Origin of the sequence: Streptococcus sp. SP1 (genome assembly GCF_030440005.1) — a bacterium.
GTDB classification, from domain to species: Bacteria; Bacillota; Bacilli; order Lactobacillales; family Streptococcaceae; genus Streptococcus; species Streptococcus parasanguinis.
The window spans coordinates 1-18,337 of the sequence record NZ_JAQFJJ010000005.1 but is presented as its reverse complement, the minus strand read 5'-3'; the positions used below and the strand labels follow the sequence as shown (position 1 = coordinate 18,337).

Below are 18,337 nucleotides of genomic sequence, written 5' to 3'. Positions count from 1 at the left end.
ACCTCTTCTTAGAATCCCATTTTTTCAGCTTTGGCGATCACATCTTCGATCGATCCAACACCACGGAAGGCATCTTCAGGAAGATGGTCATATTTTCCATCCAAAATTTCTTTAAAGCCACGAACAGTTTCTCCAACCGGTACATAAGAACCTGGTTGACCTGTAAATTGTTCCGCAACGTTGAAGTTTTGTGACAAGAAGAATTGGATCCGGCGAGCACGAGCAACCAAGGTCTTTTCTTCGTCAGACAATTCATCCATCCCTAAGATGGCAATGATATCTTGCAATTCATGGTAACGTTGAAGGACGCGTTTGACTTCAGAAGCTACTGCGTAGTGTTCTTCTCCTACGATTTCTGGAGAAAGGGCACGTGAGCTTGATGCCAATGGGTCCACCGCAGGGTAGATCCCCAATTGTACCAATTTACGTTCCAAGTTGGTGGTTGAATCCAAGTGGGCAAAGGCGGTTGCTGGCGCTGGGTCTGTATAGTCATCGGCTGGCACATAGATGGCTTGGATGGATGTAACAGAACCTTTCTTCGTTGACGTAATCCGTTCTTGCAATTGCCCCATTTCAGTTGCCAAAGTAGGTTGGTAACCAACGGCTGATGGCATCCGTCCCAAAAGGGCTGATACTTCAGATCCGGCTTGTGTGAAACGGAAGATATTGTCGATAAACAAGAGAACGTCCTGACCTTCGACATCACGGAAGTATTCCGCAATGGTCAAACCAGTCAAAGCAACACGCATCCGTGCTCCAGGTGGCTCATTCATTTGTCCAAAGACCATGGCTGTTTTTTCAATAACGCCAGATTCTTTCATTTCCCAGTAAAGGTCATTCCCTTCACGTGTCCGTTCCCCAACACCGGTAAATACAGAAATACCACCGTGTTCTTGGGCAATATTATGGATTAATTCTTGAATCAAGACGGTCTTCCCAACTCCGGCACCACCGAAGAGTCCGACCTTCCCACCTTTCAAATAAGGGGCTAAGAGGTCAATAACCTTGATCCCTGTTTCAAGAATTTCTTCTGAAGTAGAGAGCTCGTCAAAGGATGGAGCTTTTTTGTGGATGGAGTCACGAGGAGCATCCTCAGCAAAAGGTTGATCCAAGTCAATGGTATCTCCAAGAACATTGAAGACACGTCCCAAGGTTTCTTTTCCGACAGGAACAGAGATTGGACGACCAGTGTCCAAGACTTCCATTCCACGTGTTAAACCATCAGTTGATTCCATGGCAATGGTCCGTACGACCCCATCACCAAGTTCCAAAGCTACTTCAAGAACGACTTTTGATTTTTGTTGGTCATTTTTATAGACTACAAGCGCATTATTGATCTCAGGAAGTTTATCTCCAACGGAAAAGGCAACGTCTACGACGGGACCTACGACCTGAGAAATTTTGCCTAAACTCATGTCATTCTCCTATTCTAAGTAATTTCTACTGCTCAAAAGTTCTTTTTCGAGCATCTGTTTTTGTATATAAAATTGTATCCGACAACTATTCAAGGGCGCTAGCACCAGCAACGATTTCAGTAATTTCTTGTGTAATCGCTGCTTGACGAGCACGGTTGTATTGAATCGTTAATTCATCAATGACTTTCTTGGCATTGTCTGTTGCAGTTTGCATGGCCATCATCCCCGCAGCATTTTCAGCTGTTTTAGCATCAATAATGGCACCATAGATCATGCTTTCAGCAAATTGAGGGAGCAATTGATCCAAAATGGCATCTCGACTAGATTCCAATTCTAGATTCAATACATAATCCTCATCTGCTTCATTGGGGTCCAAATCAATAATCGGAAGCATCTGTTCTACCCGCATTTGACTAGTCAAACTGTTGACGTGATGGTTGTAACAGACGTACAACTCATCAAACAAGCCTTCCTGATACATTTGGACTGTTTTCGAAATGATCGTACGAACTTCCTTAAAGCTAGGTTGATCAGGCAAACCACGCAATTCATAAACCGGCTGAATCCCACGGGCACGGAAGAAATCCGCCCCGACACTTCCAATACAGATCACTTCAAAGTCATCTCCAGTTGGATGGTATTCTGCCTTCATTTCCATCATGGTTTTAAGGATGGAGGCATTGTAGCCTCCGACCAAACCACGATCGGATGTAATCACGATATAAGCTGTCTTTTTTACCGGCCGACTCACCAACATGGGATTGGACTTAGCATTTTCTGTTTCATGTCCATGGAGCAAGTCTGTTAGTAACTTACGTACCTTAGCAGCATAAACCTGAAAATCCTTGGCTGCTTGCTCCGATTTTCCGAGTTTAGCAGCAGACACCATCTGCATGGCATTGGTAATTTGACTAGTATTTTTAGTGGATGCAATTTTATTTTTTATATCATTTAATGAAACTGCCATCTTCCACTCCTATTTCTATTTGAAATTTGACTGGTTGACAAATTCTGTAAGGGCTGCATCCAGTTCTTCTTCTGCTGGAAGATCATGTGTCGAACGAATCGTCTCAAAGATTTGATTATAATGTGCTTCAAAGTAATCAAACAACTCTTCTTGGAAACGAAGAATATCGTCTACTGGAACACTATCTAAGAAACCATGAGTCAAGGCATACAAGATCACGACTTGTTTTTCAACTGTCAATGGTTCATGAACGGGTTGTTTCAAGACTTCAACTGTTCGGCGGCCACGGTTCAATTTCGCTTGAGTCGCAGCATCCAAGTCACTACCAAATTTCGTGAAGGCTTCCAATTCACGGTATGAAGCGAGGTCGATACGAAGAGTACCCGCAACTTTCTTCATAGCCTTGATTTGGGCAGCTCCCCCTACACGGGATACAGAAGAACCTGCATCAATGGCCGGACGAATACCAGCATTGAACAAACTATCTTGCAAGAAGATTTGTCCATCTGTGATCGAAATCACGTTGGTTGCGATATAAGCAGAAATATCTCCTGCTTGGGTTTCAATGATTGGAAGAGCTGTAATAGAGCCACCACCCAATTCATCTGAAACTTTAGCTGAACGTTCCAACAAACGGCTGTGGAGATAGAAGACATCCCCTGGGAAGGCTTCACGTCCTGGTGGACGACGAAGAAGAAGGGACAATTCACGGTAGGCTACGGCTTGTTTTGACAAATCATCATAGACGATCAAAACGTGTTTACCGTTATACATGAACTCTTCTGCCATGGCAACCCCGGCATAAGGTGCCAAGTAGAGCAATGGAGACGGTTGGGAAGACGAAGCGGTTACCACAATCGTATAATCCATGGCTCCGTATTTACGAAGAGTTTCTACTTGCGTACGAACTGTTGATTCTTTTTGACCAATCGCCACATAGATACAGATCATGTCTTGACCCTTTTGGTTCAAGATGGTATCGATGGCAATCGAAGTTTTCCCTGTTTGACGGTCCCCGATAATCAATTCCCGTTGACCTCGTCCGATTGGAACAAGGGCATCAATAGCTTTCAAACCAGTTTGTAGGGGTTCTGAGACAGATTTCCGTTGCATAACGCCAGGAGCTGGTGTTTCAACTGGACGGAATTTATCTGTCACAATCTCACCTAAACCATCTACTGGTTGGCCAAGTGGGTTGACAACCCGACCAATCAAGGCATCCCCTGCAGGGACTTCCATGATTTTACCTGTACGACGGACAGAGTCTCCTTCACGAATATCCGTGAAATCACCCAAGATGATGATCCCGACATCCGTTGTTTCTAAGTTTTGGGCCATCCCGTATGAGCCATTTTCAAAGATCAACAACTCACCACTCATGGCATTTTCAAGCCCATGAGCACGGGCAATTCCGTCACCAATGTAGGTTACAACACCTGTCTCAGTGACGTCAAAGTTTGGCTTGAAATTTTCAATTTGTTGCTTAATTAAAGCGCTGATTTCTTGTGCGTTAATCGCCAAAATTCACACCACTTTCTATTTCAATTTAGATTTTATAACTTGCAATTGGTGTTTGAGACTGGTATCCAACGTTTTATGATTGGCTGTCACGACAAAGCCACCAATTAAATCTGGATCGATCTTTTGTTGGATTGAGCGAACTTGAATCCCAAATTTTCTTTCGATAATGGGTACTAGCTTTTGCTCTTGAACAGGATCCAAACCAGCAACTGTCGTAACAGTGACGACAAATGCGTTGCTCAACAGTTGAATCTGATCCAAACAAATCGTTACAATGTCATAAAATAAGGCTTCACGATGATTGAGAATAACCACTTCAATCAAATGGTCGAGTAATTGTGAATCAGAGGGGTGAAAAAGTCTGAGACTTTTTGCTTTCTCTTCATCCTCTACACCGATATGAGCTAAGAAGTTAGCAAGTCCAGTCTCCTCAAAAATGCCCTTGATTTGGGTCAATTTTTCAAAGACAAGATCTTGTTCTCCTTTTTCAAAGACCAATTGAACAAAAGGCTGGGTATATTTCTCAATCACCATCAGTTGCTTTTTGTCCATTAGGCTTCTCCTAATTCATCAAGATAGCGATCAATCAGTTGGCGTTGACCTTCAGCATCCAGCTGTTGACTCAACAATTTGCCGGCAAGATTGACAGTGAGATCTGCCACATCGCCTTTGATACTGTTCAATGCTTCTTCTTTGTTATGCGCAATTTCTTGTTGCGCTTTTTCTTTCAAACGTACTGCTTCTTGAGTGGCTTCTGAAAGGATCTGAGATTTGTTCTTTTCTGCAGTTTCCTTTGCATTTTCGACGATAGACGCAGCTTCTTTGCGGCTACCTGCCAACTCTTCTTCACGTTTACTTGCTAGTTCCTCAGCTTTTTGACGAGCTGATTCTGCTCCATCAATATCATCTGTAATCTTTTTGGCACGCGCTTCTAAAATTACATTGATATTGTTCCATGCAAATTTCTTTATTAAAAAGATTAATAATAGGAAGGAACCAGCAATGAGAATAAAGTTACCAATAATTTCACTCATTGATACATGCATTCTTCTACTCCTCCTCTACTTACTCTTCGCCATTAATTTTCTTACCAATATAGATTGATGACAACATGGTAAACACATAGGCTTGGATACATGAAATGAAAATCGAAAACGCTGTCCACGCCATGCTTCCAATAAAGGCAAATGGATACCAATAAACAGCCTGATGCGACAAAGTCACAAGTAAGCTTGCTAGTACCTCACCCGCAAAGATATTTCCGAAGATCCGAAGTGCCAAGGAGGCAAAGTTCGTTAATTCTTCCAAAATATTCATGGGGGTCATAAATCCAGGTGTCACAAAAGCCTTTAAATATTCCTTCACACCACGTCGGCGAATTCCTTCTACATGGGCGATTAAGGTGATCAAAAATGAAAAGGCAAAGTCATAACCGAGGTTAGCGGTTGGTGATGTCCACAAATTGTAACCATTGGTCGTTTCGATTTTAGCCATCAATCCAATGTTATTGGCCACTAAAAGAAATAGGAAAAGAACAAACAAGAACAAGGAATAGTCCTTTATATAATGTTCCCCAATATTTCCTTTTGTAAAGCCTACGACAAAGTCATATGCGTATTCCAGCACATTTTGTTTGCCCTTGGGTCGGATCGTCATTTTACGGCTGGCCCAATAAATAAAGCCAAAAACCACCAAAACAGCAATCAAGGTCATAGCAAGTAGGGTCAAATTAAAAGTTACAGGTCCAAGAGTTATCGTTGGAGTGATACTTTCTTCCAAGTTTTGACACCTCCTTTTCTAAATTAGAAGTGCTTATTTGATAATAAAGGCCATAACCAAAGTTACGAAGAAAGTACCTTCGACAAAGGCAACACCAAGGATCAAAAGACTACGTAATTGACCGATAATTTCTGGTTGACGAGACGCAGACTTCAATAAGCTGCTCATCATCAAACCTTCTGCCAGTGATACACCAAAACAGGCTAAACAAAGACCTAAAAATGTTAAATTCATGATGAATTCTCCTTTTATTAATTTTACCTCCTTAGTTTACTCCTAAAAGATATAATAGTCAAATATTTCCTAGAAAAGAAAGCGTTTTTGTTAAATTACGTTATTTTTTTAATATGATAATTTTTCCGATCTACGATTGATTCCTTTTAATTTTTAGACACTTTGTCCACCTCTATTCATTTTTTCTTCTAAAAAACTCTCACCTGCTCAGCAGATGAGAGAATTCAATTATTTAAAGATAGAGGTTTTGAAACTGTCCGTTTGTTGTAGCAATTTCTTAAAGATTTTTTCTTTCAGTTCAACCGTATTGTCAAATTTGACAGAACCGTTACTTAGAGTAGCCTTATCTTTATCCACTGCATCAGCAAATGCACGTTTCAAGTCTTCATAGCTATTGTAGGTTTTACCATCGATGTCAATAGCCTGAATTCCATTTTTGGCACTTGTCACAACTTCATTGAAGTAAGCTTTCTTCCAGTCTTCAAGAGTGTTAAATTTTCCATCAGAAATCTTGCTAATGATGAAGTCATCTCCTAGAGTGGCAAGTCCAGCTTGTTTGGATTCTTGTTTATACTTGTTCGAAGCATAACCCAGGAATCCTTTTTCATAGCCATAATAGCCCCAAATCCTGAAAGTATTGTGTTTGAAGGACATGGCTCCAGGAGCCCCTTCACTGGTGTTCCCACCATAGATCCCTGTCATCATCGGCACAGTCACATAGGCTGAACCAAAGTCAGATGGATTATAGACGCCATTTCCAGGACCACGGTTGGTCATGAAATTATTGGTGATGAGGTCATCTACTGTATGTAAAGCAATGGCTTTTTCCTCATCACTCAACGGTCGAACCTTATCGAATTGATTCTTGGTGTTCGCTCCTCGGTATTGTTTATCAACCTTCTTGAACCAAGCATTGTTTAAGTCCTTGCTATGTTTATCCAATACAGCTTCCCCTTCTAGGTAATCCAGAAGCATGAGCGTATCGTTATAGCCTTTCATGTACCGATCAATCTCCTCACGTGAGGTGAGATCATTTGGATTTGTATTGTACCATTGGTTTCCATCGTTTTGACGTTCATAAGCCATGTTGAGACCTAAGGCTTTGTATTCCCCATTTGGATTGGATACAGATGGTGTTTGGAGCATGCCTTGGGCAAAGGCTTCAATATCTGTCCCTTCGCGGTGTCTCCAGCCACCCAAGTATACCATACGGTCATTGACGTGGGTCGTTTCATGGGTAAAAGCAGAAATCCCAAAGTCACTGATCATATCCGTCACCATAAAGAAGACAGAATCATCTTTATAAGGATTTCCATAGACACGAGCAGTTGCTCCCATACGCCAATCTGTCGCATGGTAACGATCGGTTGGTCCATACAATTCACGAATTGGAGCGACATCTTTGCCACTGTTGGTATGGCCATAGCGATCTGTACTAATGCCCTTGTAGTTTTGATTATCAAGGACAGGGGTCGGCACCATATTATTGCTCTTCAAGAGTTGATTGCGAACCTTATCCGTTGCTAGACGTGACCAGAAATCTAGGTAATTCTGTTGTCCTTTAGCCACCTTGTCAATTTCCGCTTTGAAGGCAGTTCGTTCCGCTTCCGTATTCTTGCCATATTTCTCAAAGGAACTGTAGGCCATGGTATTGTAAGTTGAAATCAAGAACATATGGGCATCTTTTAAGTTCAAGAGTGGCAAGATCATTTTACCGTGAACATCATTGTTTAAGCCTTCATAAGCTCTGTGTTTGGCAGATACGAACGCTGGATTGGTCGTCTCAGGCTCCACTATATAGACATTGTCTTTGGTTGCTTTGATGAACCAATCATTCAAGTCTCTATCACTTGTAAAGAGCTCCATATTGTACTTCAAGAAGTCATTTAGGTTACCAGAAAGAGTCGATTTAGCCACGACTTCTCGGAAGGCATCGTGGGTACGAGTCCCTTTGATATAATCTTCTTTTGAACCAATTTCGATCAAGCGATCTAAAACATCGATATTCTTCCCATAGAAGTCTGGCTTGAACAACATGAGCTGTTTGAGATGGACATCATCGAACTTCACTCCATAATAGCGATTGAGGTAAGAAAGCCCCAAAAGAACAGCAGCCTTATGATCATCAATCTTCTTGATAAGGGCCCGTTTAGCAACCTCATCTGTATTCAATTGATGGTCTTGGTTTTCAACTAGTTGTTTCACAAAGTGAGTCAGATTGTCCTTGACTTCTTGAAAGCTTTCTTCAAGGTAAAGATTCTTAATGGCATTGACTTTGTTTGGTCCTGTTCTACCAAGGTGTGTGTAGATAGGGTCTGATTGTAATTCGACGGGATTTAATGTTTCAACAATGGCACTAATGAGATCACTCCGGTCTTTGTCCACCATATTCGGCGTGTAGACCACTTCACCGAGCTCCGCTACACTGTACTCTTTGACTTGTTTGACCTTAGAGTCTTTCGGTGTAATGCTAAAAATATCTTTTGTCTTATCCGCATAATGGATCAGGATGTGATCAGCATCAGCTAGTTCAGTTATAAAATCATTGCCCTTCATAGCCGTCACAGACAAGACTTCCTTGGTCAAGAGAGGACTAGTTGCATCCAATTTATTCCCTTGGTCTACAATCCACTCTTTGTTGTAGAATGGTTGCAATTTAGCAATATTGCGGTAAGCTAGCTCACGAGTCGCATCATAAGCAGTGATTGCCTTGTATTGATCGTCTTTGCTAACAAGGTTATTGAGCGTAACTTCAATCGGTTTACTGCTGGTAAATTTATCAGCAGTGATTCCCATTGCTTCAATCTTCTGCTCAGCTTCTGCCAGCGAGATGCTTGGGATTCTACGGGAATTGTTAAAGGATTTCTTCCCTTCACTCACGCCCTCCACACTGTAATTGCGCTTGGTTCTTGAATAGGTGAAGTAATCATCTGCATCGATATCCGAGTGTCCGAAGACCATCTCACCAGTTTTGACTTTCATCATGGTGATATTGTCTTCAATAGTCCCCAAGGCCCAGTTGGTCCCGAGTAATCCACCCGATTGGACCGCTTCTTTGAGTTCAATTGAACCTTTAGCAACTGAATTTCTGAGGACCCCTTCTTTACCGACCGTGTAGTTATTAGCACCATTTTGAGAGGAATAAACGAGACCTGCCGCTTTGGCTTTGTTACCAGTGATTTCAGCGTCAACGTAAGCTTTTTCAACGACACCTTTCCAGTTCTCACCAAGGACACCCGCTAGATAGCCTCCTCTATTACCTGCAGCGTGCAGTTTCCCGATAAAGGCAACATTACTGACTTTCCCACTGCCATCAATTTTATTGACAATTCCTGCTACGTCATTGTTCCCGACAACACTTCCTGTTACTTTAACGTTCTCGACAGTTGCATTGTTTTTGATGACACCTGCGATTGGGGCTACTCGATCTGTCCCAGGTAGGTCAATATTGACATTTTCAAGCAAGAGATTCTTAACCGAGCCACCTTCGATGTTCCCAAATAATGGTCTTGTAATGTTATGGATGGCAAATGTATTTCCATCCGCACTTTCCAAAATTCCCTTGAAGGCATTGGTCACATAGGATTTCCCTGCTGGCTGGACATTAGCCGCATTCATATTGCTACCCAGTTTAAAGGTACCAGTCGGATTGGCTTGCATGGCTTTTACAAGTTCGTTGAAATTGTAGTAGACATCACCTTCATGTGCTTTGGGTTTCGCAATATAGTGGACATATTCCTCACTAAATTGGTTGTCCGCAGTCCGTTGGATGAGATCAGGAGCTTTGGCTGTTACTTTGTAAAGGGTCGTGCCATCTACCGTCACTTCTTCAATTTTATCAACGGCTAGTTTTGTGACCTTATTATCATGGGTGGTAACCTTTAAGTAGTATGGCTTCACATCAGACGGTGTTTCAGTCAAGAGACTGCTATCCGTCTCAAGTCCGTGGTCATCCACACTAATCAGACTGGTTTCCTTGATGTTTTTGATTTCAACTTTTTTAAGATCAATCCTCAACGGTTCTTCCTTGAGAACTTCTTCTTCATCCCCATTTCCACGATCATAGACCATGGTCGTTGCGAGCGTATAATCCTTGTAATAGTCTAAGTCTGCTAAGGTAGCTGCCAAGTTCGTCTCTGAAAGGGTCAGGGTTTTCACCACTTGATCGCCCTTTTTCAATACCGCCTGGATAGACTTGATGGTCACACCCTCTGGTTTGTCCAAATGATAAGTAGCTTTAGCACTGCGCTTCAACACTTCCTGATCAAGATTGGTCAAGGTCAAGGTTGGCTTATCTAATTCCTTTGTTCCTTTTTTAATGATTTGATCTTGCGCTTGTTCTACCACTTCTTCGGAAATCGTAGGAGCATCCGCCGTTTTGACCCCCTTAATAGTCTTGTAAACCTTGGTGATTTTCTTCTTCCCATTTTTACCGGCTTGAGAAACTGTTTCTGATCCTTTTAGCAAGGTGGCATCTTGTTCGGTTACCGTCTTAAATGGAATCTCCTCAAAAGCAACTTCCTCTGTTTGGCCTTCAATCGCCTTGGTCCCACGACTGATTCTTTCTGTCACAGGAGCTTTTACCGTTTCAGTTGTCGTGCTGAGGGGCTCACCATTTTTCTCACCATTGACCGTCTTATAAACACGGCGAATTTCCTGGCTACCGGCCTCACCTTTCTGAAGAAGGCTTTCTTCATCGGTGTAACGATTGGCATCCGTTACATACTCTGTTTCATATGGAAGGATTACCGTTTCTGTCTCTGTTACTGTCCCTTCCGTTACTTGATAGGTTGGGTTCTCTGGTTGAATAGGAGCTTCGCCGACATGGCCTTCTTCTTGTATCCCTTTGGCTTCTACCACACCTGTATAGGTTGGGTTCTCTGGTTGAACAGGAGCTTCGCCGACATGGCCTTCTTCCTGTGTTCCTTTCGCTTCCACCACTCCTGTATAGGCTGGGTTCTCAGGTTGAACAGGAGCTTCGCCAACATGGCCTTCTTCTTGTGTTCCCTTAGCTTCCACTACGCCTGTATAGACTGGATTTTCTGGTTGAACAGGAGCTTCACCGACATGACCTTCTTCTTGTGTCCCTTTGGCCGTTACAACTGGAGAAGGATTGGGTTGAGGGGTTGGTTGGGCATCTTCTTTTGTCCCAACAGCAAGAATTTGTGAAACTGGTTCTTTAGTGACCTTGCTTTCAACTACTCTGCGAACTTCTTGTCCATCTACCACACTCACTTCCGTCAATATGGTCCGCTCCCCATTTTGGCCAGCAGTCAGCACCTTGGTTTGCCCTTTGGCTAATGTAGGATCAGCTTGGTGGACCGTTTCAAATGGTACAGGCTCAGTAGAGACTTCCAGGCTTGGTTTTTCAACTTGAGGAAAGGCTGGAGCGACTTCTGGGGTCACACGCGCTTGTGGTTCCACTGGTAGAATCCCTGTACTTGCTTTGATCGTTCCTTCTACAGAAGTTTTCGTTTCCTGCATAGTCTTTGGCTCTTGTAAGCTCGTCTTTTGGACTGACGGGTAGCGCAGATAGCCAACATAATCATAGCCGTCAATATGAAGCACGCCATTTTCAAGATCTTTGCTCGATGTGATCGCAAGATCCTGATTATAGGCGCGCAAGACTTGATTTTGTAGGGCTGCAACTTCAACTGGAAGTAGAAGACTTTGTCCCATGGCTCCAATCAAAAGGACACCCATGACCTTCTTCCGGTGCTTTTTAGAAAGCAAGAGGACCGCAAAGGAAGCAGTGGCTAAGCTTAACCCAAAAAGGGCGACTTCCTGACTTCCTGTTTGAGGAAGAACTGGCTGAGTTGTTTCCTTCTTCTTATAGACGAGATAGAAAGTATCTTCATTTTGATATGCTTCAGGGATTGCATGAATCACCTGTGCCTTTTCTTCAGCAGTTAGCTCTTCTTCTGTCACATATCCTAAGTGCACATTAGCAGATAAGGTCACCTGATCAGCTTTGACAGGACGAGCTCCTAACAGACTTCCTCCAAATAAAAAGGCTCCAATGGCCACTGGACCAACCCCAACGGATAATTTCCGAATCGAATATTTGGTCTTCTTTTCAAAAAATTGTTTTGCTTTTTTCATCCTAAAATTCCTATATAGTAATATTCAAACCTCAGGTCAAAGCCTTATTTTATATGGAGAAGGAAAATAGTTTCCGAAAGCAAGGAACTTCCCGAGATTTTTTACCTTCACCTATCTTATCTTTTTTCTTCTATTTTAGCAAGCACTAAAACTCAAAAAAATAAACCGTTTTATTTATAGGAAGAAAGCAAAACAAAAAACGCCTCGAAAGGCGTTTGTATCATAGTTCTATTTATAAGGATTGGTACAAATCATTGTATCGTTGACTAGCCGTATCCCATGAGAAGTCACGAGTCATAGCTTGCTCTTGCAGACCATACCAAGCCTGTTTGTCTTTGTAGTAGACAGCCAAAGCTTCATCAACTGCCCAGTTAAACCAATAGCCAGACAAATTATTGAAGCTAAAGCCTGTTCCACTTCCATCAACAACATTATACGGTTGAACCGTATCTCGAAGTCCGCCGACTTCATGCACCAAAGGAAGGGTTCCATAACGCATGGCCATCATTTGAGAAAGACCACACGGTTCAAAGCGGCTTGGCATCAAGAAGACATCTGACGCTGCATAGATTTCTTGGGCCAATTGGACATCAAATGTGATATTAGCTGAAAGTTTATCTGAGTAGGCTTGACCGAACCAAGCAAAGGCATTTTCAAATCCAGGATCTCCTGTACCGAGCAAGACAATCTGAATATCCTTTTGCAAGAGTTGATGCAACTCTTCTACCACAACATCAAAACCTTTTTGGCGTGTCAAACGAGAGACGATCCCAAACAAAGGTACATCATCGCGAACGGGTAGACCGACACGTTCTTGAAGAGCTCGTTTACTAGCTGCTTTACCTGAAAGATCTGAGAGACTGAAGTGATACGTCAGAAGCGGATCAGTTTCAGGATTATATAGATCCGCATCAATCCCGTTAACAATACCGGTCACCTTGCCAGACTCCATCCGAAGGATCTGATCCAAGCCACAACCATATTCAGAAGTCATAATCTCATGTGCATAACTAGGAGATACGGTTGTCACACGGTCAGCATATAGAATGCCGGCTTTCATCCAATTCAGGCAATCATTCCACCGAAGCGTTCCGTCTGCATAGCGTTCAAATCCCACTCCGAATAGATCCCATAACATTCCTGGGTCAAACTGACCTTGGAATTCCAAATTATGGATGGTCAATACTGTCTTAATCCCATGATAAGCTTGAATCCAACGGTATTTCTCCTTAAGCAAGAAAGGAATCATCGCTGTATGGTAATCATGTGCATGAAGAACATCTGGAATGAAGTCAACCCGTTCCATCGTTTCTAAGGCCGCAAGCTGGAAGAAGGCAAAGCGTTCGCCATCATCAAAGTCACCATACACATGGCCTCTAAAGAAATAGTGTTGGTTATCAATAAAGTAAAAGGTGACTCCATCGCGCACAATGCGTTTCACACCAACATATTGACTTCTCCAGCCAACTTTGGTCTCAAAATGCAAGACATCTTCGATTTGATCTCTAAACTTGGCCTCTACCATATCATAGTATGGGAGGATCACGCGCACATCATGACCACTTTTAGCTAAGGATTTAGGAAGAGCGCCAATGACGTCTCCCAACCCCCCTGTTTTAGAAAACGGTGCTCCTTCAGCTGCAACAAATAATAGTTTCATTAGACAATATCCTCTGTAACAATCGTTCCTTTTTTAACCACGACAGGTGCTTCTTCTGTCCCACGAATCGTCACACCAGCAGCCACTTCGGCCCCCTTATCCAGGATGGCATGTTCGACGATTGCATTTTCATGAATTACAACACCAGGGAAAAGAAGACTACTACGGACTTCTGAACCTTGATGAAGGTGTACCCGACGTGAAACAACAGAGCGTTCAACGGTTCCTTCTACAATACTACCCGAAGCAAATTGAGACGTTTTAATATTTGAAGTCTTGGAATAATAAGTTGGTTCTTCATTCTTCACCTTCGTATACACTTTTTGATTTGGTGAAAAGAGCTTCATGAATTTTTGGTTTTCCAACATATCCAAGTTTGCATGGTAGTAGGATTCAACTGAATGAATATTTGCTAGGTAGCCTGTATATTCAAAAGCAAAAGCATTGTATTCCACCGCCAAATCACGCAAGATATAGCGCAATTTTTGTGGGTATTCTTTCTTAGCTTCTTCTTCTATTTTTTCAATCAACCAAGGAGTATCCACAATAAAGACATCTGTTGACATGTTGTATACTTCATCAGGATCCTTGCCATCAAAAAGTTTTTGCTCTGTAACATGGTCTGTTTCATCAATTTCCAAGACAGCATTCACTTCAGAGATATTTTGAAGATGCAACTTTTTATAAACCACTGTAATCGGACGATCAATGGTATTATGAAGGTGGAAAATCTGATTGAGATCAATATTCATCAAAACATCACAGTTCAAAGCAACTGTTTGGTTAGAACCAGACCGTTTCAAATAGGTCAATAATTGTTGGTAGTATTCTGGTCCTACCGTTGTATTTTCAACTGGAGTATTATAGATTCCGAGGTAATAGTGGCTCAATAAAGTAGACAAGCCCCACTCACGACCTGAACGAATATGGTCAAAGACCGAACTAATATTTTCTTGTTGGAAAATCCCAAAAACACTACGAATACCAGCATTTGCAAGACTAGACAATGGAAAGTCAATCAAGCGGTATTTCCCATCAAACGGTAGGGATGCTACCGGACGATGGCTAGTCAAAGTGGACATATCATGATACCCAACTGTATTTCCTAAAATGGCTGAATATTTATCAATCTTCATCTGTTGCTACCCCCACTTTTTCATTGTAACCGACAACTTGTACTTCCTCTGTTCCATCAATCACGACACCTTCTGCAATGACTGCACCTTCCCCGATAATCGCGCGTTTCACGACAGCTCCTTTACCGATAATGGCATTGCTCATCACGACAGCATCTTCGACAACTGCTCCTTCACGAACTTGAGCTTCTGTTGATAAGATGGAGTGTTTGACTGTACCGTCTACCGAACAACCGTCGACGACAAGAGAATCTTCGACGTGGCCATGTTCCCCAAAGAAGTTCGGTGGAGAAATGAGGTTGCGTGAATAGATTTTCCAGTGACGATCGCGACTATCCAAGGCATTATTTGGATCGATATATTCCATATTGGCTTCCCAAAGAGACTCAATCGTACCAACGTCTTTCCAATAACCATTGAATTCATAAGCATAAACACTTTCGCCTGATTCTAGATAAGTTGGAATGACATTTTTACCGAAGTCTGACATATCGATATCACTCTTTTCAGCAGCAACCAACATATTGCGGAGACGAGCCCAGTCAAAGATGTAAATCCCCATGGAAGCCTTGGTAGATTTTGGTTCAGCTGGTTTTTCTTCAAATTCGACAATCCGATTATTGGCATCTGTATTCATGATTCCAAAACGGCTTGCTTCCTTCAAAGGTACATCTAGGACGGCAACAGTTAAGCTTGCATTATTATCCTTGTGCGCTTGAAGCATATCATCGTAATCCATCTTATAGATGTGGTCCCCAGATAATATCAAGACATATTCCGGATTGATGCTGTCGATATAGTCGATGTTTTGGAGGATGGCATGGCTAGTTCCTTCAAACCAACGATTTCCTTCACTAGCTGAATAAGGTTGGAGAATAGACACACCCGTATTGATTCCATCCAAGCCCCAGCTGGAACCATTCCCAATATGGCTGTTAAGGGCAAGTGGCTGGTACTGTGTAATCACACCAACATTGTGAATTCCTGAGTTGGCACAGTTTGATAGCGCAAAATCGATAATCCGATAGCGCCCACCAAATTGAACCGCAGGTTTTGCGATGTTTTTGGTTAATTTTCCAAGACGTGTTCCTTGCCCACCGGCAAGAATTAAAGCGAGCATTTCATTCTTCATTGACTACTTCCTCTTTTTAAAGCCTGGACTCCCATAGAGTCAACCGATCGTCATTTCTTATCTGATGTTTTAGATTTTGTCTTACGCACCTTGCGTTTCACCTTCCAAATACTAGCTCCTAAAGCCGGCAAAGTAAAGGTCAAGGTTTGTTCATAATCCTTCCACAGTCCCTCTTGAGACTGAACTGTCGGATTGTGCTCTTTCCAGACACCTCCCCATTCTTCTAATTCTGTATTCCAAATTTCTTCATAGACCGCTGATACAGGCACACCAATCGTAAAGTCCTTGCGTTCTACTGGTGCCATATTGAAAACGCACACCAAAAGATCGCCCTTACGATTTTTCCGGACCATAGACAAGACGCTCTGATCCCGGTTATCTGCATCAATAATCTCTAAGCCATCAAAGCTATCATCAATCTCCCACAATTCCTTGTGTTCCTTGTAGAAATGATTGAGCTGAGAAGTGAAACGACGCATCTTAGCATTCATTTCATCCTCTAGATTGCCCCATTCCAGTTGCTCTTCTGACTTCCATTCCAAAAATTGACCAAATTCCGAACCCATAAAGAGTAATTTTTTTCCTGGATGGCAAATCTGATAAGTCAAAAGGTTACGGAGTCCAGCAAATTGATTGTAACGATCTCCCCACATCTTGTGCATCAAACTCTTCTTGCCATGCACTACTTCATCATGTGAAAAAGGAAGAAGGAAATTTTCGGAAAATGCATACATATAACTAAAGGTTACCAGATTAAAGTCAAATTTCCTGTAGACCGGGTCTTCCTCATAGAATCGGAGAATATCATTCATCCAACCCATATTCCATTTATAGTCAAAACCAAGACCACCTTCTTCTTCAGGGCCTGTGATCTTTTGACCAGCAGAACTTTCTTCTGCAATCATCATAACATCTGGGTGTTCGTTCTTGATAATCGCATTCAAACGTCTGAGGAAATGAACCCCTTCATAGTTGAGGTTTCCCCCATCAATATTTGGTGTCCATGGACCGCTATCGTAATCAAGATAGAGCATATTGCTCACGGCATCAACCCGAATTCCATCTAAATGATAGGTGTCAATCCAAAACTTCAAACTAGAAATCAAGAATGACTGTACTTGATTTTTTCCTAAATCGAAGTTCAAAGCTCCCCAACCATAGTTATGGGCCCGATGTTCATCCTGATACTCAAAAGTTGGTGTTCCATCATAATAAGCCAAGGCATCATCATTGATAATGAAATGACCAGGTACCCAATCCACGATAACACCGATATTATTGAGATGACATTCTTCCACGAAGTCTTGAAACTCTTCTGGACTACCATAAGTCTGTTCGAGTGCAAAATAACCCATGAGCTGATATCCCCAGCTCAGTCCCAATGGATGGGCCATAACTGGCATAAATTCCACGTGAGTGTAGTTCATCTCAACCAGATAAGGAATCAGTTCTTCTTTTAGTTGTTTAAAGGTATAGGAACTGTGATCTTCATTTCGTTTCCACGATCCTGCGTGCACCTCATAGATATTAACAGGTCGTTCCTTAAAACCAAGCTTTTTACGGCGTGCCCGCCAAAGACCATCTTTCCAGTTTTTCTCTGGAATGGTCTTAATAATAGATCCTGTATTGGGTCTCTTTTCCATCCATAACGCTAGAGGATCAATTTTTTGTACCTGATGACCATTTTGTCGCGTCACCAAGTACTTGTATATATCTCCCTCTTTTGCATCGGGACAGAAGACTTCCCAGACGCCTCCTTCATTACGAACCATTGGAATTTTACGGGCTTCCCAATCAGTGAAATCACCAATCAGATCAACTGCCTGAGCATTCGGGGCCCATACACGGAAGGTGTAACCTTCTTGATCTCCTTCGAACTCTTTGTGAGCTCCTAAGTACTCTTGAAGACGGAAATTATCCCCTCTTCCAAACGTCCATAAATCTGTGCTTCTATCCATAAACTCACCTCTTTTTGTTTTTGAAAGCGTTTTCTACATGTTTTTATTTTACTATAAACTCACTTAATTTTCAAGTTTATTCCTGTAAAATCATGTAAAAATATCAGGAAAATTTTTGTCATTTTCTATCCCGAATTTTTTCTTTGTTCTCTTCGTTTTCCTCCTAATCTTACTTATGATTATACTATATATCTTAGGGATTTTAAACAAAAAACCGAACTACCCTTCTAATATTTTTATTACTATCTAGTTGATTACGAATAAAAACAAACATTTCTATTGTTTCATTAGAAAATAACATATAAGAAAATCATGACCACCCGTCAAACGGGTGGTTTGTACCAGGGCTATAAGCCCAGATAACTAGCCAGCGCCTAAAGACGCTGGCTTTCACTTTGTTCAAGCCTTATTGCATTTGACTCGTCACAGACCT

At 42.1% G+C, this 18,337-nt stretch carries 12 protein-coding genes; all 12 read right to left on the bottom strand.

All coding sequences use genetic code 11. The annotated features are described in order from the left end of the window. Positions 1–8: 8 nt before the first annotated feature. A complete protein-coding gene (atpD, locus tag PCY07_RS03675) occupies positions 9–1,415 on the bottom strand; it encodes a F0F1 ATP synthase subunit beta (protein WP_003006453.1) in 1,407 nt (468 codons plus the stop codon). An 85-nt stretch (positions 1,416–1,500) separates the two neighbouring features. Beyond that, the gene (locus PCY07_RS03670; protein ID WP_049504025.1) at positions 1,501–2,382 is read right to left on the bottom strand and encodes a F0F1 ATP synthase subunit gamma; all 882 of its coding nucleotides are present in this window, start codon (positions 2,380–2,382) and stop codon (positions 1,501–1,503) included. 15 nt (positions 2,383–2,397) lie between these two features. Further along, entirely contained in the window at positions 2,398–3,903 is a 1,506-nt protein-coding gene (gene atpA / locus PCY07_RS03665; RefSeq protein WP_301355311.1) for a F0F1 ATP synthase subunit alpha, read from the bottom strand. A 15-nt stretch (positions 3,904–3,918) separates the two neighbouring features. Beyond that, on the bottom strand, positions 3,919–4,455 hold the full coding sequence (locus tag PCY07_RS03660) for a F0F1 ATP synthase subunit delta (protein WP_301355309.1): 537 nt from the start codon (positions 4,453–4,455) through the stop codon (positions 3,919–3,921). Further along, entirely contained in the window at positions 4,455–4,949 is a 495-nt protein-coding gene (gene atpF / locus PCY07_RS03655) for a F0F1 ATP synthase subunit B (RefSeq protein WP_014713088.1), read from the bottom strand. Before atpF ends, PCY07_RS03660 begins: the two co-directional genes overlap by 1 nt. 19 nt (positions 4,950–4,968) lie before the next feature. Continuing rightward, complete coding sequence (gene atpB / locus PCY07_RS03650; RefSeq protein ID WP_003017795.1) at positions 4,969–5,682, bottom strand: F0F1 ATP synthase subunit A; 714 nt, start codon at positions 5,680–5,682, stop codon at positions 4,969–4,971. A gap of 33 nt (positions 5,683–5,715) precedes the next feature. After that, the gene (locus PCY07_RS03645) at positions 5,716–5,916 is read right to left on the bottom strand and encodes a F0F1 ATP synthase subunit C (protein WP_003006433.1); all 201 of its coding nucleotides are present in this window, start codon (positions 5,914–5,916) and stop codon (positions 5,716–5,718) included. Between the two features lie 228 nt (positions 5,917–6,144). Continuing rightward, positions 6,145–12,018 (bottom strand): ZmpA/ZmpB/ZmpC family metallo-endopeptidase, encoded by a 5,874-nt coding sequence (locus tag PCY07_RS03640; protein WP_301355307.1) that lies wholly within the window; start codon positions 12,016–12,018, stop codon positions 6,145–6,147. 232 nt (positions 12,019–12,250) lie between these two features. Next, the gene (gene glgA, locus PCY07_RS03635; protein ID WP_301355305.1) at positions 12,251–13,678 is read right to left on the bottom strand and encodes a glycogen synthase GlgA; all 1,428 of its coding nucleotides are present in this window, start codon (positions 13,676–13,678) and stop codon (positions 12,251–12,253) included. After that, complete coding sequence (glgD, locus tag PCY07_RS03630; protein WP_301355304.1) at positions 13,678–14,814, bottom strand: glucose-1-phosphate adenylyltransferase subunit GlgD; 1,137 nt, start codon at positions 14,812–14,814, stop codon at positions 13,678–13,680. Before glgD ends, glgA begins: the two co-directional genes overlap by 1 nt. After that, entirely contained in the window at positions 14,804–15,946 is a 1,143-nt protein-coding gene (locus PCY07_RS03625) for a glucose-1-phosphate adenylyltransferase (protein ID WP_014713084.1), read from the bottom strand. Before PCY07_RS03625 ends, glgD begins: the two co-directional genes overlap by 11 nt. Before the next feature lie 50 nt (positions 15,947–15,996). Then, positions 15,997–17,904 (bottom strand): 1,4-alpha-glucan branching protein GlgB, encoded by a 1,908-nt coding sequence (gene glgB, locus PCY07_RS03620; protein WP_301355303.1) that lies wholly within the window; start codon positions 17,902–17,904, stop codon positions 15,997–15,999. Positions 17,905–18,337 lie beyond the last annotated feature (433 nt).